19 protein-coding genes and 1 riboswitch are annotated in these 21816 nt (G+C 37.6%); of the genes, 13 read left to right on the top strand and 6 right to left on the bottom strand.

Annotated elements, in window-relative coordinates; genetic code table 11:
- Positions 1-537: 537 nt before the first annotated feature.
- The 3 genes from GOP56_RS07295 to GOP56_RS07285 all read left to right on the top strand — a co-directional run bounded on the left by GOP56_RS07295 (position 538) and on the right by GOP56_RS07285 (position 3568).
- Positions 538-1257, top strand: a complete 720-nt coding sequence (locus GOP56_RS07295) for a YqeB family protein (protein ID WP_163245253.1) — start codon at positions 538-540, stop codon at positions 1255-1257.
- A gap of 785 nt (positions 1258-2042) precedes the next feature.
- A complete protein-coding gene (locus GOP56_RS07290; protein WP_022586407.1) occupies positions 2043-3089 on the top strand; it encodes a PTS sugar transporter subunit IIC in 1047 nt (348 codons plus the stop codon).
- Positions 3090-3427: 338 nt separating this feature from the next.
- Positions 3428-3568, top strand: coding sequence for a DUF3956 family protein (locus GOP56_RS07285; RefSeq protein ID WP_003344408.1), 141 nt, complete (start codon positions 3428-3430; stop codon positions 3566-3568).
- A gap of 483 nt (positions 3569-4051) precedes the next feature.
- Here GOP56_RS07285 and GOP56_RS07280 read toward each other — a convergent pair whose 3' ends face one another.
- The 3 genes from GOP56_RS07280 to GOP56_RS07270 form a co-directional block, all read right to left on the bottom strand.
- Positions 4052-5944 (bottom strand): ADP-ribosyltransferase, encoded by a 1893-nt coding sequence (locus tag GOP56_RS07280; RefSeq protein WP_163245252.1) that lies wholly within the window; start codon positions 5942-5944, stop codon positions 4052-4054.
- A 235-nt stretch (positions 5945-6179) separates the two neighbouring features.
- Positions 6180-8642 carry a binary toxin-like calcium binding domain-containing protein gene (locus GOP56_RS07275; protein ID WP_163245251.1) on the bottom strand — a complete coding sequence of 821 codons (2463 nt, stop codon included), beginning with the start codon at positions 8640-8642 and terminating at the stop codon, positions 6180-6182.
- 766 nt (positions 8643-9408) lie between these two features.
- Positions 9409-9975: a helix-turn-helix domain-containing protein gene (locus tag GOP56_RS07270; protein WP_163245250.1), complete on the bottom strand. Its 567-nt coding sequence runs from the start codon at positions 9973-9975 to the stop codon at positions 9409-9411.
- A gap of 201 nt (positions 9976-10176) precedes the next feature.
- Between GOP56_RS07270 and GOP56_RS07265 the strand changes: the two genes are divergently transcribed.
- The 4 genes from GOP56_RS07265 to GOP56_RS07250 all read left to right on the top strand — a co-directional run bounded on the left by GOP56_RS07265 (position 10177) and on the right by GOP56_RS07250 (position 15036).
- A complete protein-coding gene (locus GOP56_RS07265; protein ID WP_068791843.1) occupies positions 10177-11142 on the top strand; it encodes a DMT family transporter in 966 nt (321 codons plus the stop codon).
- 461 nt (positions 11143-11603) lie between these two features.
- Positions 11604-12962 carry an Nramp family divalent metal transporter gene (locus GOP56_RS07260; RefSeq protein WP_096886808.1) on the top strand — a complete coding sequence of 453 codons (1359 nt, stop codon included), beginning with the start codon at positions 11604-11606 and terminating at the stop codon, positions 12960-12962.
- Between the two features lie 245 nt (positions 12963-13207).
- Positions 13208-14191, top strand: a complete 984-nt coding sequence (locus GOP56_RS07255; RefSeq protein WP_035293229.1) for a carbon-nitrogen hydrolase family protein — start codon at positions 13208-13210, stop codon at positions 14189-14191.
- Positions 14192-14628: 437 nt separating this feature from the next.
- Complete coding sequence (locus tag GOP56_RS07250) at positions 14629-15036, top strand: hypothetical protein (protein ID WP_003344417.1); 408 nt, start codon at positions 14629-14631, stop codon at positions 15034-15036.
- Between the two features lie 114 nt (positions 15037-15150).
- Here GOP56_RS07250 and GOP56_RS07245 read toward each other — a convergent pair whose 3' ends face one another.
- Positions 15151-16161, bottom strand: coding sequence for a zinc-dependent alcohol dehydrogenase family protein (locus GOP56_RS07245; protein WP_163245249.1), 1011 nt, complete (start codon positions 16159-16161; stop codon positions 15151-15153).
- Positions 16162-16563: 402 nt separating this feature from the next.
- Between GOP56_RS07245 and GOP56_RS07240 the strand changes: the two genes are divergently transcribed.
- Positions 16564-17445, top strand: coding sequence for a DMT family transporter (locus GOP56_RS07240; RefSeq protein WP_022586399.1), 882 nt, complete (start codon positions 16564-16566; stop codon positions 17443-17445).
- Positions 17446-17523: 78 nt separating this feature from the next.
- Positions 17524-17988 carry an aminoacyl-tRNA deacylase gene (locus GOP56_RS07235; RefSeq protein WP_163245248.1) on the top strand — a complete coding sequence of 155 codons (465 nt, stop codon included), beginning with the start codon at positions 17524-17526 and terminating at the stop codon, positions 17986-17988.
- 138 nt (positions 17989-18126) lie between these two features.
- Here the strand turns inward: GOP56_RS07235 and GOP56_RS07230 are convergent, their stop codons facing one another.
- Positions 18127-18540 carry a hypothetical protein gene (locus tag GOP56_RS07230; protein WP_003335865.1) on the bottom strand — a complete coding sequence of 138 codons (414 nt, stop codon included), beginning with the start codon at positions 18538-18540 and terminating at the stop codon, positions 18127-18129.
- 351 nt (positions 18541-18891) lie between these two features.
- On the opposite strand from GOP56_RS07230, the gene GOP56_RS07225 reads away from it, so the two are divergent.
- Positions 18892-19380, top strand: a complete 489-nt coding sequence (locus GOP56_RS07225) for a DUF456 domain-containing protein (protein WP_003335867.1) — start codon at positions 18892-18894, stop codon at positions 19378-19380.
- A 376-nt stretch (positions 19381-19756) separates the two neighbouring features.
- On the opposite strand, the gene lexA is transcribed toward GOP56_RS07225, so the two are convergent.
- Positions 19757-20377 carry a transcriptional repressor LexA gene (gene lexA / locus GOP56_RS07220; RefSeq protein ID WP_003335869.1) on the bottom strand — a complete coding sequence of 207 codons (621 nt, stop codon included), beginning with the start codon at positions 20375-20377 and terminating at the stop codon, positions 19757-19759.
- A gap of 160 nt (positions 20378-20537) precedes the next feature.
- Between lexA and GOP56_RS07215 the strand changes: the two genes are divergently transcribed.
- The 3 genes from GOP56_RS07215 to crcB all read left to right on the top strand — a co-directional run bounded on the left by GOP56_RS07215 (position 20538) and on the right by crcB (position 21746).
- Positions 20538-20921 (top strand): cell division suppressor protein YneA, encoded by a 384-nt coding sequence (locus tag GOP56_RS07215; RefSeq protein WP_101668547.1) that lies wholly within the window; start codon positions 20538-20540, stop codon positions 20919-20921.
- A gap of 78 nt (positions 20922-20999) precedes the next feature.
- Positions 21000-21188 (top strand): DUF896 domain-containing protein, encoded by a 189-nt coding sequence (locus GOP56_RS07210; RefSeq protein ID WP_003344427.1) that lies wholly within the window; start codon positions 21000-21002, stop codon positions 21186-21188.
- A gap of 58 nt (positions 21189-21246) precedes the next feature.
- A riboswitch (Fluoride riboswitch) is annotated at positions 21247-21306 on the top strand.
- 59 nt (positions 21307-21365) lie between these two features.
- On the top strand, positions 21366-21746 hold the full coding sequence (gene crcB / locus GOP56_RS07205; protein WP_163245247.1) for a fluoride efflux transporter CrcB: 381 nt from the start codon (positions 21366-21368) through the stop codon (positions 21744-21746).
- Positions 21747-21816: the final 70 nt, after the last annotated feature.

Genomic DNA, 21816 nt, shown 5'->3' with positions numbered 1-21816 from the left:
AATAATTCTTTGGTAAAAAGGGATATCCTTCCATATATGGTTAAGTTAACAATTTGGACACAAAGATTTATTGTTATTTCAATATATGGTACAAACATAAAAATCGAAAATATTTTATTGGACGAGTGAGAACCTTTTTTTTATGGCTTCGTTTAACTAACGCCTTCATGGAGATCAACGAATTGACAGAGAAAAATACTGCTATGTAAAACAATTAGCAGCCTCCTTTTTCTACTGTTGATCCAATTTTATAGGATGGTGCTAGTGAAAAATCCATTATTCTCTCCTACATAAACAAAAATAAATTAGAAATATGCAGTGAATTGACTAGAAAATTATTTTACGATAACATTTGATTGATTGTTCGAAAAATTGATTATTGAATCGAAAATTCAAGGGAGAGCTTTTATGTGAACAAAAGAAGTGAAGAACAGTATAGAAGCACAGCAACATGAATGGAGAAGAGAAGCGATCGTTCATCGCTTACGCAAGACGTGATTTAAAGTAGGCTCATCATACATAAGTAGGTGAAAATAGATGACAACATCAAAGATATCATTGAATGGACAAAAAACAGTTGTTGGATACACCAAAATGATTGGTATTTTTTTATACGGTGGATTCGGAATAGCAGGGTTTGTTCTTGGTTTTTTTCTTCCTCAAATAGCGGCATGGGCTTTAACACTTCCTTGGGTCCCATTCCGAGGAATTTTAAAACTCATCAATTCCTTTCAAGGATTCTGGCCTACTATCGTGTTGGCAGTGATTGGTTTACTTGCTGGTTTGGTGTTTGCTTACATAGTTGTTAAAGAATCTCTTATCCTAACGATTACGAATCAGGAAGTACAATTAGAGAAGGATGAGTATAAGCAGACGATTGCCTTAAAAGACATTGATACAGTTTTCTTGGATGGAAAACAATTGGTCATGCTCGATAAATCAGGATATGAGCTTGTACGAGAACAAAGCGATGAATCAGCTATCAAAATAAGTGATGCCTTTCAGAAGCATGGTTATCCTTGGTCTTCAGAAGGGGACCCGTTTAAAGACGAGTATCGGCGCTGGGTCCTTGATACCCCCGATATATCAGCATCTGCCAATGCTCTAATGAAGGCACGAGAAATAGCTTTGGAGAAGAAAGAAAAGGAAGATATCAGAGACCTTCGCAATGAACTTGCAAAGCTTGGCTACATTGTACGCGACGAGAAAACAAGACAATACTGGCGTAAAGTACATAAGGATATACAGAATCACTGAGGACTTTTATCTAGTGAAGAAAGTCGTTTTCTATGAATGTAGAAGACGACTTTTTTGTAAACCTAATCGTTTTATTTTTACTAGGTGTTGACCTACTAAGAACCAGGTAAAATGATCTAATTTCTATATATAAACTCTCTATTTTATGTGGTTACTAGCTTGTTGGCCTTTCACTACATCGAATCGAATGGGGAAGTTGTTAAGAAGGTACATGCTTCTCTAAAGCCGGGTGGTGCTTTCATTTTTCAGTTGAGCATCCTATAATTTACTTCGTGAAATGAACAGGATTGGTACCTTGATAGAAAAACCAAGTCGTGCTGGTCAGCAGTATTCCTATCATCATAAATGACAAATCTGTCTCGCTTTACATAGGGTCTGGGAACTTAAGGGAAAACAAAAGGAGTTCTATGGCGTAGTATATTCTTTGTGAAGATCTTACTCTGTTCTCAGACCATTTACATCAATCTTAATAGAAAGTTATGTTAGTTGCACTAACATAGCTCTGGTAGGTGATTTAAGAGGATGTGCTGCTCACGTTCGATATCATGTTATGTGGAATAAGCTAGAGCCTACTCTTTTTACTGCCTATTTACTGGTAATTCATTACGGTAATTTTATTGTAAGAATAGTGAATGCTATTTAAATCAGAAGTTTTTAAATTAACTAAAAGTAAACGTTTGCTAATAAACAAGCTATAATGAGGGCGTATTATCATTCTTCATCATTTGAAAACTAGATTTTTGGCATTATTTCATACTAAACCTGATTAAAAGGAAGTTGATATCATGGAGATTCTTAAGGGTACGATACTACTATTATTTGTACTAAGTCTGTTTTCCCTTTTTAGTTTTAAAGCACCCAATGGAATGAAGGCTATGGGGGCTTTAGCAAGTGCGGCAGTTGCTAGTTTTTTAGTTGAAGCTTTTCAGCTATACGTTGGTGGCGATTTAATCGGTATACCATTTTTAAAGGAGGTTGGCCAATCTTCCGGTAGTCTCGGCGGAGTAGCTGGTGCAACTTTGGTTGCTTTAGCGATGGGTGTATCACCTGTTTATGCTATGCTTGTAGGGGCTTCTGTGTTAAATTTTGGATTGCTGCCTGGATTTATTGCTGGTTACCTTATATCATTTTTAGTAAAACAAATTGAAAAACGCGTACCAGAAGGATTAGATTTAATTGCTTGTATTGTAATTGCGGCACCATTAACAAGATTAATTGCAAAAGGAATGGACCCGATTGTAACAGTAACATTGAAGCAAATCGGTGCAGTTATTACATCATCAACTGATGCCAATCCAATTATTATGGGAATTATTCTAGGGGGAATTATTACAGTCGTTGCAACTGCACCGTTAAGCTCAATGGCATTAACAGCATTGCTCGGATTAACAGGGTTACCGATGGCAATTGGTGCCTTGGCGGTAACAAGCTCATCCTTTATGAACTATGTTTTCTTTAAACGAATGAAACTCGGAGATAAGCGTACAGTAATTGCCGTTTCGATTGAACCATTAACGCAAGCGGATCTCATTTCAGCCAATCCAATACCGGTATATGTAACGAATTTTATTGGTGGAGCAACGGCGGGAATTATTATTTCAATGTTTGATCTGATTAATAATGCAACCGGAACTGCAACGCCAATTGCAGGACTTATGGTTATGTACGGGTTTAACGATCCAATGAAAGTGACATTATGTTTCTTATGTATTATGGTATCTGGTATTCTTTCAGGATATATTGGCTCACTGTTATTCAAAAATTACCCAATTCGTACAGCAGAGCAAATTCGTGGTACGGACGGAAAAGCAATAGATGCGGCAGCTTCGTAAATGAATGGATTAAAATCGGACCAAAATACTAGTAGCGCTTCATGCAACAGATAACGTGGACCTGAAGCAACACTAACAGGTCGTGGTCTGCAAGAAGGGGATTTTTACATGGGCACATACGAAACTAAGGCAATTACACGTAAAATCAAGTCGATTAACCGATGTACAGGATATCTTGTCCCTCAAAGGATAGTAATGCGATAAATGAGACTTACAGTTTTTAAAGACGAAGTTACACTAGTAAATTCGTTGAAATTAACTCAATTAGGAGGTTGTCCCTATCATTTTATTCCTTCTTTTCATAGTATGTAGCATACTCTCGGAAAGAAGGTGAAAATATGGTAGAAGTTACTTGTATAGATGAAGTAAATGGCCAATTTTTCCTAGTTGTCACAGCTGCTGGTGTGACAATTCGAACACCTATTAATGAAGCATTAGCAAACTTTCTGCTATCGCTAGGTGTACCGCGTTGCACATAATTTTGGTTTAACTATTTCTTGCTTTAAAAAAAAGAGTGAAGGAATGACTGTTTTGGGACAAGTGCTCCAGTGATAGAAGGAGGGGTTGTCCCTTTTTTTTATCCGCAGCTTGTTACCTTGTGAAGTAGCTTGCAAGCATTTTCCATCCTGCTTTAGTAAAATAGGTTTTATTATAAGCAATTATAGGAAGCAGAAAAACGGGCTAACAAAACGTGTAAAGGGGCGCGCTATTTCCTGGGACATAAGTATGAGTAAAAATGTGGGTGATAGGGAGGCTCTTTACGTATAAATAGATCGTTTCGTCAGGGAGTTAACTTAGGTGGTATTACTTATGCAGGCATGATAGAGGCTTATAAATTACTAAGAAAACCATTCTCGGACTTTATAAGAGAATACACCCCTTCAGCAGTCAATGGAAAACCTTATGGGTTACCGCTGAGCGTTAGGGGTGCATAGATTACGGAAAAACGGGTTGAAGTCTATTTAGTTGGTAATAGAATCTAATTTACTCTTCAAATCAGTTACGTATTCAACGATTTCGTTGTCATCTAATTGTTGCATTGTTTCATAATGGTTATACATTGTTTTTACATCTTCTAGCCAAGTTTGATATTCTTCATTTTCTTGGCTGCGGCTACTTGTTACTAGTGAATCCAGGATAGCAGCATCTTGTTTAGTAACATGACTGAGATTACCTACAATCGTATTAAAAAACTCTACTACTTCTTCCTTATCTATTTTGTCTGATTTTTTTAATAGACGATCCAGATCAGATAGAGACTCATCTAAATCAATTAATTTTTCTATCATATCTTCTTTTAGACCCTGTCTGTCTAATTCTCTTGCTGCTGTATTGACATTTTCTGCAAGGTGGCTCGGAAGTAATGTTGCTTCTACTAGTAAATTTGTTTGTTTAACGCCAGACTTTTTCGTGTATTCGTAGGTGTCAATTTTATCAATTCTGTAAGAAGAACCTTTATCTATGATTAGTTCGGATTCTCCTTGATAGGTGGCAAGATCACCAAAAATATACGCAGCATGCGTTCCTTCTGGAATATTTATTTTAAATAAAACTGTTTTCGCATCAAACGATTCACTAAAATGGTTCGCTACTGAGGTACTAAGGAAAGCTTTTTCTTCTCTAATGGAACCTTCTAGCTGATTTTTCAATTTCTCTACAACATTTTCGTTTTTAAAATTAGTTGTTATGTCAATACCTAGCGCATCTTTTCCCACTTTTCTATAGACAGTTCCTGCTTCTGAGAGAGGGGACTTAGCTAAAGCCTTTGACATATCTCTTACTTCTTTAATCTTATCTAAAGGCAAATCGTTCTCTCGTAGTCCTTTATTGATCGTTTTATAATTTTGCGTGGTATATAATTGGATGGCAGATTTTTGTTCAGGCTTGAGCTTTTGACTATAATCCTTATACATTTCTTTGTACCATGTGTCAGCCGCTGTTACGTTTTCCTCGAAGTCTTTTCGCTCTGGCTGTTTTTCTGGTGCATCTACGCTCTTATTTATTTCTTCAAATCCATTTTTATTCATTTCATCCATGTACTTGAACATTTCTGGCGCATAAGTCTTTAATACCGGCTGATAGGTTGGTTCATAATAATATGAAAAGGCTTGTGCAAACACTTCGCGAAAGCCATCGATGTGTTCTTTCACATATTCGGAATCAAACTTCCCCTCATGAGTTGGTAAATGGGATAGGAGTAATGCGCTTGCATCCTCGTCTGCTTGTACACGATCTAAAGCATCTATAAATGCTTCATTGACAAAAGTTTTTTCTTCAAACGTATCACGAGCGATTGCTTTTCCGAATTCATAATAAACTTCTTTGCTTTTTGTGTGGCTATCCGAAAACTCTTCCGTATGAATAATCAGAGCTGGTTCCTTCCCGCCAATTGAAAAGACAACATGAGAATCTAAGGATACTTCATTTCCTTCGCTATCTTTTATGTTTTTGTCTTTTTCACTGATTTTTTCGACTAACGGATTTTCCGCAATACTTTTTTCGGTCAGATGAATTTTTCCTCCCGCTTTTTCATACATTTCCAATGCTTCTGGTGGAAGTTTTTTTAATAGTTCTTGGGTATCTTCTAAGCGTCGCTCATCTTCCTTGTTACCTTCTGCTTTTACAATTCCTTTTATGACTTCCTTCATTCTTTCTTCTCTGGCTTTTTTCTCTCGCTCTTTCTTTTCTTTATCTTCTTTGTTTTTCTTTTCTTTATCCTCTTTCTTTTTAACTTCTACATCATGTATTCCATTTGCTGCATAAGTAATATGGGAAAACGCTGGAGAAGCGGCTGTTAAAGCTAACAGCATAGTAGTTGTACTCAAGACTTTCAACATTTTATTTCTGTGTGGCATCTAAATTCCTCCTTACAGGTAGTAAATCTTAAAAGATAATAGTGTGTTGAATAGGCAGTAAAAAATAGATCATCGTCTATCTATGTGCGCTACAGTAAAAGAAAAAAACCCTCTTTTTTAGTAAGTCTAATATGTGATTACTATGTAAAAGAGGGCTATTTTTGATATCTATGGTATAGAGAGAGGAGAATGTATCAACTTCGTGTTCAGTTCATTGTCCTATATGATCGACAACTTAACTTTCTTTCACTAGTTTTACTTCCCACTTTTGATTATCAGTGTCTTTGTAATCACGTACCTGAATGTTGGACCCGTTTGAAGTGCTTGAACCATCTACATCTAGCACTTTAGTAGGGTCTTTCTTATTTTTTAAGATATAGAAGTCATTATCAATCCATTCGGGAATCCAAAAATGTTCGGGTTTTCCTTCAAACGCTGTAGCAAATACATTAGTGGAATCCTGATAAGCATTCCAAGCCATAATTTTATCGTTATTCTCTAAGCTTCGAATCACATAGGCTTGATGAGAGTCATCATATTCTAACTTCCATTTTTGATTATCCCCATCGCTCTTTTCCCACACTGTGATATTATTATCGTTTCTATTCCAATCAACTAGACTTGTATTCTTTAATGCTGTTTTAATTTGATAGGTTCCATCCTCAATTACTCTGTTGGGTACTAATGCACCATTTTCATTAAAATAATATCTTTTCCCATCTATCGTTTGCCAACCAGTTTGCATCACGCCAAATCTATTGTAATATTTTTCTCCATCAAATTCTTCCCAACCAGATACCTCAACTTCATCAATAGGCTCATCATTATTCGGCTTGATTAGAATATTCATTCGAGCATGCAGTTGGACGTCATAGATATTTTCTGATTCCATATCTTCTAATTGTTTTTCTATATTTTCAGCAGTTTCTTCATCAAATACCAATTTAAACTCATCTATACTTTTATTGTCGTAATATAAGGTTCCATCCTTGTCCTCAAAACCAAAAGCTAATTGGAGCGCTTCTCCTAATGTAACATCTGGCTTCGTTTGTTCGGTGTAGTCGTCAGGATCAACAGCAGCTACTCGTCTTTCTGTCTCTGAATCATCTGTTTTTAAGATCAATCGAGCAGTAGTTTCCTCAATTTGAGGGATAATATGACTCCATTGCTTCTCTTTATCAACTGATACTAATTTTGTTTTAGGATCAATTACTCCTACATAACCGGAAACCTGATTTGTTTGCAAGCGCATTTGCTGTGTTTGCTCTAGTTTATCAAGCTGATCTTTATTGATTGTAATAGGGCTAGAACCGAAATCGTCTTTGGTTTGTAGAGAAATAGCTGCTTGGTTTTTATTTGGATAAAAACGGTCCGGTAACACTACATTTGCTAGTTGGTTTTCTTTTGCTTTAATTGTTGAAATGGTGTCGTTATCTCCTAGCACGAGTGAGGTAGTAGGTGCTGCATCATAAATAGGTGCCGTACCACTATTCACATAGCGGATATTCGCATTAAAATAGGCAGCCTCTCCTGCGTTTAGGCCTAAGGATTTGGACCAGTTTTTCCCTAAACTCTCAGAACTTGAACGATCAATGGTTACGGTCTGTGAATTGCTGGCGCTCAAATTAGTAGATACACTTCCACCAAAATTAAAGAGGGAAGCGTGGACTTCAGCTCCAACAGAAACCTCTATTGAATTAGTATTGCTTGTAGAAGTACTTCCACTGATTGAACTACTTGTATTCCCGCCATTTTCTAGCGTTTCATGTCTATTTTTCGAGATAATAAATTTCTCCATATGAACTTGTAAATTAGGATATGCAGCAAGCAATGGATTTCTCACTTGTACCTGTTTATCAATCATTCCTGATACTTTGGCAAAATCACTATACGGATCGGAAGCGGTACTCCATTTCAATGGAGATGATTTATATTTCGTTAGTGGAGCACCAGATTTCGTGCGTTTTTTTCCATGGACTTTTTCAATCCAAGGCATCAGGATAAGTTTTTTATTCTTAACATCCAAGGTGTATCCCTCAACTTCTAAGGAATCAGGGATGCCGTCACCGTCACTATCTTCAACTCCGTCGTCAGAAGCTGAAATACTTCTTTTTTTTCTGCTAGATTCATTCTCTGGTTGATTCTTTATGTCAGGAAGCAGTAGATTTCCCTCTGGAATGATTTCTTCCCTTCCTTGTGGAGTAATCCAGTTAAGCTGTAAGCCAAATTCGTTAGCGGAAGCGGATTCTGGCTGATAAGTGATTTTTACTTTATAAAGCTTCCCTTTTTCTAATTCGATTTTTTGCGTAGAGGAGGAGTGATCGATGACTTGTTGATCATCTATCCATAGCATGGTGTGGTCATTATCAGACGTGGAGAACGTATATTCACCTGATTTTTCTACCTTAATAAATCCTTTCCACATGGCAGATTGAAACTGTTGCAATTCCTCAGGCAACATGTCATCTAGTTGATCGCTGTCAATGGATAAATCGCCTGTCTCTGAATTCGAGATCAGAGCAGTCTGTTTTAATTCTTTATCATTAAAATAGTAGCCTATTAAGCCTTTAAAACTAGCATCTGGTGTAGTTACTACTTCCTTTTCGTGTGAAGCCGCATGTGATATTTCTGGATAGGTTGCAAATTGACCGAGAAGGGCAGTTGCCATCAAACATTTATACATGTTAGGTAACTTCATGGTATCATCTCTTTTCTGTGGAGTATTTGAGTGTTACGGTTTAATCCAAGTATATTTTCTCAAAGTCGTACGTCTTTGAAATCATACCTAGCAATAAGGAAAAACGTGCGTAATGAAGAGAAAAACCTCCCTTTTATCAATAACAAATTTCACATTGGGATAATTTGTTTTTATTTTTAATGAAAACATTTTATCATTTGGTTTTCTGTGAATTGAATAGCGAAAAATATATTTGTCAAAGTTACTTTTAGCCGTTCATTTGTAAGAAAAAAATCACGATAAGCATAGAAATCTGAACGTAAAATTGTGGAATGTAGGATCATGTAGAAAAGCTATGCAATGCCGATGTTCACGAGTGCATGGCATACACTAAATGAGGAGAGTAAGGGGGAATAAGTAAGCGTTTTTTAAAAGAGCGTATTCAGATAGAAGACAAGATTGGTAAGGGCGTTCATAATGTTTTTCCTTTCAATCAATAGATGAAAGCGTGAACAAAATAACTAATGGATAGATAAGAAGTGGCGGGGAGTGAGAGCTTTCTTGAAGGGGAACTTTTTGGCGGAAAAGGTTCTTGATACAGGAAAAAGAGTGATCGAGCTTTAGTTTGACATAGTGAGCTAGTCCGTAAATAGGAGCTGATATAAAGAATACTAGACAAGCATGAAAACGTAAGGAAAGTGCCAGCTCATTACTGGCACTTTCCTTTTTACTAGAAATAGGTATACATATACTAAAAATAGGCAGGGTCACTACGTACAATCAATAGCTATTTATAGCTAATGGTTAAATGGAGTACAACCTGTTCATCCCGTACGTTCGTGTAAACATGCTTTTCACTCGCTGTAAACTGAATGGTGTCGAATTTGTTAAGTGTATAAGTGGCTTCACCAATCGTTAATTGAACTTCTCCTGCCATTACGGTAGCAATCTCGATCGTTCCAGGATGATGGGCCTCAGGCTCATACCGACAATGAGGTTGTAGGAAGCCACGATACATCTCAATACCTCCCCTAGTATCACTAAACAATGGTTCGAGTACCCATGCCTGACCCTCTTCTGAAAATTGTGGTCCTTGTCCAGCACGTAAAATATTAATTTCATTTTCCGGTTTTAAGAGAGTCATTAACGGTACAGAAAGACCGTTTGAAATTTTCCACAGCATCCCTAGCGTTGGATTGGTTTCACCTCGTTCAATATTTCCAAGCGTCAGCTTACTGACCCCAGTCTTTGCCGCTAAATCCTCTAAGCTTAAATTCTGTTCCTTTCTAATCTCTCGAAGTGTAGTACCTACAAATTGAATTAGTTTTTTTGTTTCATCTTTAGTAGAACCCATATATAAATACACCCTTTTCGATGTTTAGCTTACTTTTTTCTTATTTTTATATATTATACTATATCAAATGAAGAGAGGATTCCTATTTATAAGTACTTTCTATTACATTTTTTATTCAATCATAAGATATATTTTACTTTACATTATTACATAGAAAGAATAATATAATATACCATAGTAGATAAAAAGAGGTGAATAAAAATGAGAGCAGTACTAGTTGGGATATTATCATCATTGTTTTTTTCAGCTACCTTTATCATAAATCGAGCCATGAATCTTGGGGGAACTAGTTGGGCTTGGACGGCATCTTTACGGTTTATTTTAGCCCTTCCTTTTCTTTTTCTTATCGTATTGTTTAGAAAAAATCTAGGAGATTTATTTCGGGAAATGGCCAAGCATCCATTCCAATGGTTATTATGGGGGACAGCAGGTGGTGTTGGCTTTTATTCATTATTAAGTTTTGCGGCGGTTTATGGTCCATCCTGGTTAACATCAGGGACGTGGCAAGTCACGATTGTAGCGGGGGCATTGCTTTCGCCTATATTTTTTGTAACAGTACCAGCCTTAAAAGGTCAGACGAGAGTGCGGCAAGCGATTCCTTTTAAAAGCTTGCGTTTTTCTGTCATTATTCTACTTGGTGTGATTCTCATGCAGGTAAATCAAGCAGGCCATTTAAGTGCTCAGGCATTTTTGCTAGGATTTATACCCGTTATAATCGGTGCTTTTTTATATCCATTGGGTAACCGTAAAATGATGGAGCTGTGTGAGGGAAGAATCGATACCTTTCAGCGTACATTAGGAATGGCAATTAGTAGTTTGCCAATTGCAATTCTTTTGGGGATTTATGGAACGGTTACGGTGGGGTTACCGACTGGAACTCAATTTGTTCAGGCCATATTGCTGGCTCTATTCTCTGGAGTGATAGCAAGTATTCTTTTCTTCTTAGCAACAGATATGGCCAAAAACAATATGGGATTGCTTGCAGCAGTCGAATCCACGCAATCTGGAACGATGATCTTTACCGTTCTTGGTGAAGTGATTTTATTACATGGATCATTCCCCAGAGGGTTATCTTTACTTGGAATGATTGTGGTTATAATTGGGATGATTCTGACGAGCCTAGCAAATGGCAAACAAAAAAGTCTAGCAAAGAAAAACGTTACGTAGACAGTGGGAGTTGTACAAAGAGAGAAGAGGGAGAGAAGCTAGCCAGAGAAGGCAGTTACAAATGTAGATAGTAAATTGGCTGGGGGCCTCTGTAGTCGTTGAAGGATTAGCCGTAATAGAAAGTAGCATATCTCGATTAGCTACCAGCAACCGTATTATGCATGATTCTCAATATGTAATTCTGAAGCCCTCTGTTCTATTTTTATGACAGAGGGTTTTGGGTTTATAAGATGCGGTTAAAAGGCTTGGAATGCATGGATCAACAGGTTGATCATTTTTAATCAGGATGAAAGTTTCCTTTGAGACAAAAAGTTGCATAAGGTTAAAAAAATATTTACAAATGAAACGATGTGGACGTATTATATTAATATATACACGCAATCGGTGTACTTTTTTTTACATATATTTTTTCCCTAAGGAAACATAATTTCCTTTACGCAATTTTAGTAGGAGGAAGAAACATGAATGCTCGAGTCGAAGAAGCAAAAGATAATAGCGGTTGGTTACAGAGAAGTTCCAATGTAAGCTTAGAAGAAGTGAATAATTCCGTGCGCATTCCTAGCAAGGCGGGGTTCTGGCGTAAATTTTTAGCTTTTGCTGGTCCTGGTTCGTTAGTAGCCGTTGGTTATGTTGATCCGGGAAACTGGGCAACGTCGATTGCTGGCGGGGCGCGGTTTGGTTATACCTTGCTGTCTGTGATACTCATTTCTAACTTAATCGCCATCCTACTTCAATCTTTGGCAGCTAAGCTGGGGATTGTTACCGGTCGGGATTTGGCGCAAGCTACTCGTGATTCGGTAGGTAAAAAAACAGCTTTTGTTCTCTGGATGTTAACTGAGCTTGCTATTATCGCCACCGATTTGGCAGAGGTGATCGGTTCTGCAATTGCCCTACATTTATTGTTTGGTATCCCACTTTTAGCGGGTATTGTCATTACCACGCTTGATGTTTTGCTATTATTAATGCTCCAGAAAAAGGGATTTAGAATTATTGAATCAATCATTATCGTGCTAATGACAACGATCTTTGGTGTATTTGCTTTTGAATTGATCATCTCAAAGCCAGAGGTATCAGCGTTATTATCCGGTTATATACCTAAGGTTGAAATTGTTACAAATCCAGAAATGCTGTTTGTTTCCCTTGGGATTTTAGGAGCAACCGTGATGCCACATAATTTGTACTTGCATTCGTCCATTGTTCAAACCCGACAATATAAACGTAATCGGGAAGGGCGCAAGGAGGCACTTAAGTTTTCCGTGCTTGATTCAACCGTTTCTCTGACTGTTGCTTTCTTGATTAATTCCGCTATTCTCATTCTCGGAGCAGCAGCTTTTCATGGAACTGGCTTGGATGTATCTGAAATTGAAGGCGCCTATGAGCTTTTGAGTCCGACTGTAGGTGTTGGTATTGCAAGTACATTATTTGCCGTTGCATTGCTCGCATCCGGTCAAAATTCAACAATAACTGGAACCCTAACAGGACAAATTGTCATGGAAGGCTTTATCCAATTACGTATTTCACCTTGGCTTCGTCGGATTATTACACGTTTAATTGCTGTTGTTCCAGCGTTTATTGTAACTTGGATAGCTGGTTCGAGAGGAACAGGTGATTTGCTTTTATGGAGTCAGGTGGTACTTAGCCTGCAACTTCCATTTGCGGTTATTCCACTCGTATTATTTACAAGCGATAAAAGGAAAATGGGCGAGTTTGTAAATCGAACGTGGGTCAAATGGCTAGCTTGGCTGTCCACTGGCGTTATTTTAGCATTAAATGTCTTTTTGGTCGGATATATTCTCATTACTGGTCACGAATTGGGCTGACAATTAGGCTAGCGATGGGTTCAATTTGAAAGGCTTTACTATCTGCATCTATATAAGTGACATTCAATGTGAGAGATCTTCATTTTTTGGGAGGTCTCTTTTTCTTGCCCTTGATTTGGTGGTGGATGGATAAAATAACCACAAGGTGGATGGTTACACCAATTTTAGTAAATGGTAGCATTTTTGTTGTAAGAACAATTCAAACCTATTTGAGAAGGAAATAAACAAAAACAAGAGGAGGAATTATGATGAAGAAATATCCGAAATTTTGTGCAGCAGCAGTTCAAGCAGCGCCCGTCTATCTAGATTTAGATGCAACGGTTGAGAAATCTTGCAAATTGATTGATGAAGCAGCGTCTAATGGTGCAAAGCTAGTCGCATTTCCAGAAGCATTTCTTCCAGGATATCCTTGGTTTGCGTTTATTGGACACCCAGAATATACAAGAAAATTCTATCACGAGCTATATAAAAATGCAGTTGAAATCCCCAGCTTAGCGATTCAAAAGCTAAGTGAAGCAGCTAGAAGAAATCAAACGTACGTTTGTATTTCTTGCAGTGAAAAGGATGGGGGCTCGTTATATCTTGCACAATTATGGTTTAATCCGAACGGAGATTTAATTGGAAAGCATAGAAAGATGAGAGCATCGGTTGCAGAAAGGTTGATCTGGGGTGATGGAAGTGGAAGCTTAATGCCTGTATTCGAAACAGAAATCGGAAACCTGGGTGGTCTTATGTGCTGGGAGCATCAAGTGCCACTAGATCTTCTTGCTATGAATTCACAAAATGAACAAGTTCACGTCGCTTCTTGGCCTGGATACTTTGATGATGAAATCTCCAGTAGATATTATGCGATCTCCACCCAAACCTTTGTCATAATGACCTCATCCATTTATTCTGAAGAGATGAAAGATATGATTTGTTTAACACCAGAACAAAGAGAGTATTTCAACACATTTAAGAGTGGGCATACTTGCATTTATGGACCTGATGGAGAGCCGATTAGTGAAATGGTACCGGCAGAAACAGAAGGAATTGCTTATGCAGAGATCGATATCGAAAAAATCATTGATTTTAAATATTATATCGATCCAGCAGGACACTACTCCAACCAAAGCTTAAGCATGAATTTTAATCAAAATCCTACTCCTGTTGTGAGAAAATTTGGAGAGAGAAAAAACGAGACGATTTCTTATGAAGAAATCAATCTATTGGTAGGCAGTGAGCGATAATGTCTAAAAATCGGCTAGATTAGGCGAGCAAAAAAAGTAGATCATCAAGCATAACTTTTATCATATGTTTTAAAGACTAGTCCTACATTTGAATAGAGACCATATTCATAGAACCCTCATGTTATTATGCGTGAGGGTTTTTCATATTTTTCATAAATAATAGGTTTTTTTCTAAAAATAACATATTTTTATTTGTGAGACTATTTTTATAGCATGACGCAGAAAGCCCGGTAAATAGGGCTTTTTCGAATGTTAACAAATTCTTGTTTATCTATAAATTTAATTTTTTTGTAAAAATAAGAAAAAAATTCTTGATAATAGTTCTCGGTGTAACTATAATGATTACAGGAGGTGAACAAATTAGAAGAAAGTGGTTAGAAGTAATTTTAATAATTTTCATAGTTTTTACTTTTTAACAATAATCTAAGGGAGGAATTATGATGTTTAAAAAAATTCTTTTAGCTGGTGTATTAGGAGTTGCAGGATTGACAGGAGCAAGCTTCACAGGTTTAGAAGCAACGAAAGCAAGTGCGGCAAGTGTTCAAGATCAAGATGTGTTTAAATATTATTCTTTAAGCTCTTATGAAGTTGCTCCAAAAGAATCCTTCTATCTAAAAAAAGGGGAAGAGCTTAGCGTTACCGTAACAAATTCAGGCTATCCGATCACATACACAGTCTATGATGCTGATAATAAGGTCATAGGTACATATGATACGTACGCAAGATACGGCCGTATCTTTAAAGCTACAAAAGATGGAAACATCTCTGTTCAATTTCAAGCAGGTGTAAATTCTTCTTTCACAAAGAAAATGAACTTTACGGCTACATTTTCTATTTATAAATAAGTCGAATAAGTTATACGATTTGTAGAAATCATACTTATCCGAAAACAAACTGGCGAATAAAAGTCGCCAAAAATGGTAAGTAGGTCCTTCCTCAATAGAAGGACCTATTTATTTTTAAGCGAAAATATGCTGATTCACTTTATTGCGTAAGAATATTTTCCCCCTATTTCTAGAGGATTCTGCCATCTGAACGGCTTTTTGGACCTCCAAAAGATCGTAATGAGCATAAGGCATCATGAGCCCCAATTTTTGCTTCATTATTAATTCTATTACATGAGAGAAGGTGTCTTGCCAGGTTTCTACAGATACCTGCTGATTCCAATGCCTTAAATGAAATAATCTGATGTTTACCTGTGTTCTATGCGAAATTTCCCCCCAATGAACAGGTGTTCCCGATAAAAGTCCAATCGTTACCAATGTACCATTCGGGCGAACACAAAAAGCTAGGTCTGAACCAGCTGTGCCCCCTACAGAATCAATAGCAGCAGTAGCTCCTCGGCCATTTGTCAATTCCATAACCGTTTGATGTAATGCGGTGTCAGAGGTGTTAATGACAGCAAAGGCGCCTAACTGAAGAAGTTCTTCGGTATAGAAATGATTCCTTGTGACCGCAATCAGTCGAAACCCAAGAATCGAAGATAACTGGCAAAGGATACGTCCAATTGAAGAACCGCAAGCATTGACCAGAAGGATATCATCTTCCTTTAATTGTAATACTTCTGTACACGTAATCCAGGCTGTTATAGGGTTTATATAGAGCTGAGCCGCGATGTAATCTTCCATGGAAGGTGGTATCGTGATTGCTAAATCTGCTGGTGCTGTCACATAATCCTGCCAAGTCCCTTCTCCCCGCAAAGGAAGAACACGTTTGCCAAGAAGCCCATGAGAAACGGAAGATCCTACTTCCTCAACAATGCCGACACCTTCATACCCAGGAATGGTAGGCAATGAAATACGATGAGAATATGCTCCTCTAATAGGAAGCAAGTCAGATGGATTTATAGGACGATCAATCATGCGAACAAGAATTTCTCCATTCATAGGAGATTTCATTTGTTTTTGTTCAACCTGTAAAACCTCCTGCGGGTTTCCAAACGCATGAAATCTAATACATGTAGCTATCAAAGTTGTACGACTCCTTTATCTTTTATCTCTAGATTATTTTATAATATAAGTACTTGTCATGATGCTAGTGAATGTGGCTTTAATGTTCAAATTTACAATCCGTATAGTTATTGGCTAAGAAATACAGCAGACGTAGCAGAAATTCTACTATTTATTTAGAATTTTTTGTTATAAAGCAGAAGTTTGCTTGCAATGTCTTCAAGATTATGAATAATAGTATATAACTTAAAAGGATTTCTTTAGTCTAATTACCTGCATGTTTTTGCTTTGTAGCTACTAAGGCCAGTTTCATTTTTCTTTTAGCAGTAGGAAGAGCGGGTTCAGTCCTATGAACCCGTTTTATTATAGTTTCATTATAGTAGTTAGATTAATAACCTCTATAAATAGATTGGAGTAAAAATTATGAATATAAGGGCTTTTATTCAAATGTTCATCTCGATGACGATTTTTGGATCAGTAGGATTTTTTTCCGTGTTAACGGGTCTTTCCGCTTTAGAATTGGTTTTTATTAGATGCATTTGTGCGACAGTTTTTCTTGGTTCGATTTGGTTTATTACAGGAACGTATGCCAAAGAGCAATGGAGCAAAAAAGAACTAATGAGGATTGGCTTCTGTGGTATAGCAAATTTATTAAATTGGATTTTCTTGTTTAAATCCTTTGAGCTGATTTCGATTACAGTTGCCATCTCTCTCTATCATCTTGCTCCGATGATTGTCTTACTTGTCGGTAGCTTTCTTTTCAGAGAAAAGGTAACCATACTTTCAATTCTGGCTATCTCTGTATGCTTTGTAGGAACGATTTTTATCATTGGAATAGATGGTGATCTCTCAAATGCTTCGTTTCAAATGACAGGATTTTTGTACGCTATTCTAGCAGCTCTTTTTTATGCAGTAACGATGATTTTAGGGAAGAGTATACAACAAGCAAGTGTCTATGCCACAACGTTTATTCAAACTGCTATTGGCGCGATATGCTTGCTTCCCTTTATCCATTACCATGTATTTTTAGACCTAACTCCGCAGAATTGGGCATACGCGATCATTACTGGCATTATCCACACTGGTGTTGTTTATCTTCTGTTTTTCGATAGTGTACGAAAACTATCGACCAGAACCATTTCAGGAATGGTATTTTTGGATCCAGCTGTTGCTATTTTATTAGATGTGATCATTATTGGATTTCGACCAAATATGATACAAACAATAGGAATTTTATTAATATTTATTGGGATGCTTTATACGTTAAAAAAACCAAAACAACAAAATACAGCGAATATTACGTAAAAAAGATCACCTGCACTCTTGATTAACTAGTGGGGTACAGCTAAAATGGGGAAAATATTTTAGGATGGAGAGGGATCAATGAATTCTTATGAGCTGCAAATAAAAGAGTACCTACATGCAAAAGCTGCTGATGCCCAGCACTTTATACTGAATCAATCTTGCCATACGGTCGAAGAGGCGGCTAAAGCTGTGAATGCTTCTATTGAGGAGCTGGTTAAAAATATTTGTATGATTGATGAAGATGGACGACTAATTGTGGCCATTGTAAAAGGAGAGGATCGGGCTAGTACATCACGAGTAAGTAAGGGACTCAATATAAAAAGACCTCGTTTGGCAGATGAAAAGGAAGTATTAGTAGCAACAGGTTATCCAGCCGGTGGGGTCCCTTCTTTTGGATTTGAGGCGATTTTTTTGGTTGATCCGAAAATAACAGAATTAGAGTATGTTTATACGGGAGGGGGCTCTCCTCATTCATTAGTGAAAATAAAGGTAGAAGATTTAGTAAGATTAAATAACGGAAAATTGATGCGTGTAAGAAAATAGGCGATGCGATACAGCTAGCATTAAGGCATTTCCTCGCATACGACAGCCCATTCTCCTACACCAATTTTTAGGGAATGCAGAGGCTGTAAGAGCTGATACTGATCAGTGAAGGTGCTGCGTGATAACGTGATAAAAAGACTAGTGAATCGTCACGTTGCCTGTAATAGGAACAGGTTTTATGCTAGCGTTTTGCAGAATAACAATCCAATGTGAATGTCGTGGGACGGTTACAGTAGAGCCTTTTGGGTAGATTTTTTCAGCTCCGTAGGTATTTGCATTCAGTAGATACCAGCCCAATGAATCTACTTTCTTATCAAACGTAACCGTTACGCTACCACCTTTCGCAAGGAAAAAAGGGCCTGTAACACCAGCTTCCCCATAACCTCTATCCCATTCCTTTACCGTTAGTGCAAATGGAATAGAATATTGGCTGTAAGCATTACTACTAATCGTTACTTTTGTTGTGCTATGCTTATCTAAAGCCGCGTAGCTAGTCGAGGACAGTAAGAAAACAAGTGGTACTGCTAATAAAGAACAAACGATTTTGTGCATCTTGTAACCTTCCTTTCCGAAATAGGATATACAGGCTTGGAGCGGGGACAATTTAGTATATAGTATTAATTTCTCCAAATGTTATATTTTTCCTGTTATCCATATACCTTTTTCTTGCTGTCCTTTTGCCTGTATGAAGTGGAAAAAGGAACTGGTAAAAGAGCGCTATAGGTAAATAGGTCAGGCTTTGCTAAAAATGAGATCATAAAAAAGAGCAGAATCATGTATATGTAGGAAAAGACACGTTTCGCAAACAAGAAAAGGAAACTCCTAAGTAAAAATGAAACGTAGGAGGGCACTGAAACGTACATATAGAAAACGGGTCAGATGCAACAAAGAGGGGGGTTAAACATGGATGTTTTATTATGGTTGATTGTTATACTTCTATTCGGTGTAAGTATTGCTGGTATTTTCTTCCCAGTGTTACCTGATACGATTATGTTATGGGGCGGTTTTTTACTATATCAATTCGCGATTGCAGAGCCTGGAGCAGGATTACCGGTTTCCTTCTGGTGGGGAATGGGGATTTTGAGTGTGGTGTTATTTGGTGCTGACCTATTGACTAATATGTACTTTGTTAAAAAATATGGTGGCTCAAAAGCATCAGCAATCGGGTCAATATTAGGTGTTATTATTGGTGTACTTACGTTTCCGCCATTTGGTATGATTATTCTCCCATTTGTATTTGTATTATTAATTGAAATGCTGATGCAAAAACAACCGGCAGAACGAGCTTTTAAGATAGCGATAGGAAGTCTTATAGGTTTCTTTAGCAGTGTCATTATGAAAATCTCTATCCAACTCATCATGATTATCTGGTTCTTTATTGTTGCTTGGTAAAACTTATTGTGGATCGTTACATTGGATTTTGAGTGTTGATCCATTCCATAAAACCGAGATTGTCAAATTCTCTATCATTTCCTGTAGGGAAACCGGCAATCTCGGTTTATTTGTGTTTACACATCAGAATTAGAGAAGGCTTGTTTGAAGATTTGCTAAAAAGAAACACTGTTTTAAGTGGCTATGCAGCTAATTTACACCTAAATATAAGTCCAATAGTAGGAGAAACACGAAAGGTATCAAGGAGATAGGTAGAGTGGGGCATAAAATAAACCGTTACAAACAATAAATTTGAGCAGTAAAAAACTCTTGGCGAGTATGATCCTCACCAAGAGTTTGTACGTGTAAGCACGTGAGAAGTTAAAAATCCAATGCACTAGTGGAAAAGGCGGTAAACGCCAATTACTTTACCTAAAATCGTCACATTATCTAAAATGATTGGTTCAAGCTGTGAGTTTTCCGGTTGTAGACGGAAGTGGGTTTTCTCTTTAAAGAAACGTTTTACAGTTGCTTCATCCTCTTCGGTCATGGCTACCACGATATCCCCGTTGTTAGCTACATTTTGTTGGCGGACAATTACATAATCGCCATCTAAAATGCCTGCTTCGATCATGCTCTCTCCCATAACGCGCAACATGAACACATTGTCAGACGTAACGATGTTTTCTGGCAATGGAAAATATTCTTCCACCTGTTCAATAGCTGTAATAGGTTGACCTGCCGTTACCTTACCAACCACTGGTACTCGAACGATGGAGCTTTCATAATCGTCCTGTAGACGAGTCTCGTCCAATAATTCAATGGCACGTGGCTTAGTAGGATCGCGGCGGATTAAGCCTTTCTTTTCAAGTCTTGCGAGATGACCGTGAACAGTGGAACTGGAAGCTAGTCCTACGGCTTCACCGATTTCTCGAACAGACGGGGGATAACCTTTATCTTTTACTTCCTTACGAATAAAATCAATGATCGCTTGTTGGCGATTGGAGAGTTTGGACATTTCGAACACCTCATTCTCTCGATCCAGATATTTTCTACATTATACCATGAGAATTTGCGTTCGACAAACATTAGTTCGATTCTTTTGCTTGACAGGAATATTTGTTCGCATTATGATGATGTTATCAAAATGAGAACAAACGTTTGTGAGGGTGATGATAATGATGGTACAATCTAGCAATTGTCAGAATCTATATAAAGATAAAACAAAAACAATGACGAGTAAGAACACATTGGTACATCATAGAAAAGGGATAACGCGAGGGCAAGCAATCGTAACGTTATTGCTGATCATAGTATCCTTTGCAGCAGGCAGCATGATTTTTGGAAAAGAGAAGGTGGCTATTGCGGCTCCCCATACACAGCAGGCAGCTATAGTCATTACAATTCAGCCAGGTGATACGCTGTGGAGTATTGCACAAGCTTATCAACAGGAATCCGGGCTATCAGCTAGAGAGCTAATGGATGAGATCATGAAACAAAATCAGTTAGATAGCCCCATGATTTATGCAGGAAATAATCTAGCTATTCCAGTATACCGATAAGCGGGAGCCATAATTTATATCTCCTCTCCTTTGGTCTTGTGTTATAATAAAGAGAAGTTAGTTGAGGAGGTATCACCATTGGTTACTGATGCAGAAGTAAAACGTATTAATGAATTAGCCAAGAAATCGAAGGGTGTTGGCTTAACTCCAGAAGAAAAAACGGAGCAACAAGTTCTTCGTCAAAAATACATTGATGCTATGAAGGCTTCCTTGAAATCTAGTTTAGATTCGATCCGTTATGTAGAGGATGAGGAACCTAAGCACTAGTCTATGTGATTTTTCAAAATGATCCGTAGCAATAGTGCTGTGAAACAGGTTTTTACAAGTAAATAGAGGCGATGGAGTTCGCCCTAAGCGCCAATAGGCTAATGACTCCTACCAGTAATATTACTGGTAGGAGTTTGTTTGTATATATGTGAAAAATAGTGGAAAAGGAGAGAATGCATGTCTTTTTTAATTGTTGGACTATCAGGAATGTTGGGGGCTGTATCCCGATATTTAGTAGGAGCATGGACAGCGGGCTGGTGGGATCTCTCGTTTCCTTTAGGTACGCTAGTAGTCAATTTCATAGGCTGTATCGGATTGGGAGCTCTCAATCAATATCTCTTAACCCGAAATCAACTGCCCGCTTGGTTTACCTTAGGAGTAGGAACAGGGTTTATTGGTTCTTTCACGACCTTTTCGACTTTTAGTGTAGAGACACTTACCCTTTGGCATCAGCATCAATATGTACTTGCCATTTGCTATGTACTGGCTAGTCTATGGGGTGGTTTACTGATGGTATGGCTTGGCTTTCATATCAAATGGAAAACGAAAAAGAGTTAGTTGTACTTAATCCTTTCAATTGAAGTCAATTGAAGCTGGAAATGGTGTACCTCTTCTAGCCACTACTTTT

This window comes from Brevibacillus sp. 7WMA2 (assembly GCF_010748895.1).
Classification (GTDB): Bacteria; Bacillota; Bacilli; order Brevibacillales; family Brevibacillaceae; genus Brevibacillus_B; species Brevibacillus_B halotolerans.
The sequence above is the reverse complement of the archived record's forward strand: the minus strand, read 5'-3'. Positions and strand labels throughout refer to the sequence as shown.

Bases quoted from the DNA above. Each gene is read 5' to 3' on its own strand.
- GOP56_RS07295 (WP_163245253.1), top strand. From the start codon at position 538: ATGACAACATCAAAGATATCATTGAATGGACAAAAAACAGTTGTTGGA.
- GOP56_RS07290 (WP_022586407.1), top strand. From the start codon at position 2,043: ATGGAGATTCTTAAGGGTACGATACTACTATTATTTGTACTAAGTCTG.
- GOP56_RS07285 (WP_003344408.1), top strand. From the start codon at position 3,428: ATGGTAGAAGTTACTTGTATAGATGAAGTAAATGGCCAATTTTTCCTA.
- GOP56_RS07280 (WP_163245252.1), bottom strand. From the start codon at position 5,944: ATGCCACACAGAAATAAAATGTTGAAAGTCTTGAGTACAACTACTATG.
- GOP56_RS07275 (WP_163245251.1), bottom strand. From the start codon at position 8,642: ATGAAGTTACCTAACATGTATAAATGTTTGATGGCAACTGCCCTTCTC.
- GOP56_RS07270 (WP_163245250.1), bottom strand. From the start codon at position 9,975: ATGGGTTCTACTAAAGATGAAACAAAAAAACTAATTCAATTTGTAGGT.
- GOP56_RS07265 (WP_068791843.1), top strand. From the start codon at position 10,177: ATGAGAGCAGTACTAGTTGGGATATTATCATCATTGTTTTTTTCAGCT.
- GOP56_RS07260 (WP_096886808.1), top strand. From the start codon at position 11,604: ATGAATGCTCGAGTCGAAGAAGCAAAAGATAATAGCGGTTGGTTACAG.
- GOP56_RS07255 (WP_035293229.1), top strand. From the start codon at position 13,208: ATGATGAAGAAATATCCGAAATTTTGTGCAGCAGCAGTTCAAGCAGCG.
- GOP56_RS07250 (WP_003344417.1), top strand. From the start codon at position 14,629: ATGATGTTTAAAAAAATTCTTTTAGCTGGTGTATTAGGAGTTGCAGGA.
- GOP56_RS07240 (WP_022586399.1), top strand. From the start codon at position 16,564: ATGAATATAAGGGCTTTTATTCAAATGTTCATCTCGATGACGATTTTT.
- GOP56_RS07235 (WP_163245248.1), top strand. From the start codon at position 17,524: ATGAATTCTTATGAGCTGCAAATAAAAGAGTACCTACATGCAAAAGCT.
- GOP56_RS07230 (WP_003335865.1), bottom strand. From the start codon at position 18,540: ATGCACAAAATCGTTTGTTCTTTATTAGCAGTACCACTTGTTTTCTTA.
- GOP56_RS07225 (WP_003335867.1), top strand. From the start codon at position 18,892: ATGGATGTTTTATTATGGTTGATTGTTATACTTCTATTCGGTGTAAGT.
- lexA (WP_003335869.1), bottom strand. From the start codon at position 20,377: ATGTCCAAACTCTCCAATCGCCAACAAGCGATCATTGATTTTATTCGT.
- GOP56_RS07215 (WP_101668547.1), top strand. From the start codon at position 20,538: ATGATGGTACAATCTAGCAATTGTCAGAATCTATATAAAGATAAAACA.
- crcB (WP_163245247.1), top strand. From the start codon at position 21,366: ATGTCTTTTTTAATTGTTGGACTATCAGGAATGTTGGGGGCTGTATCC.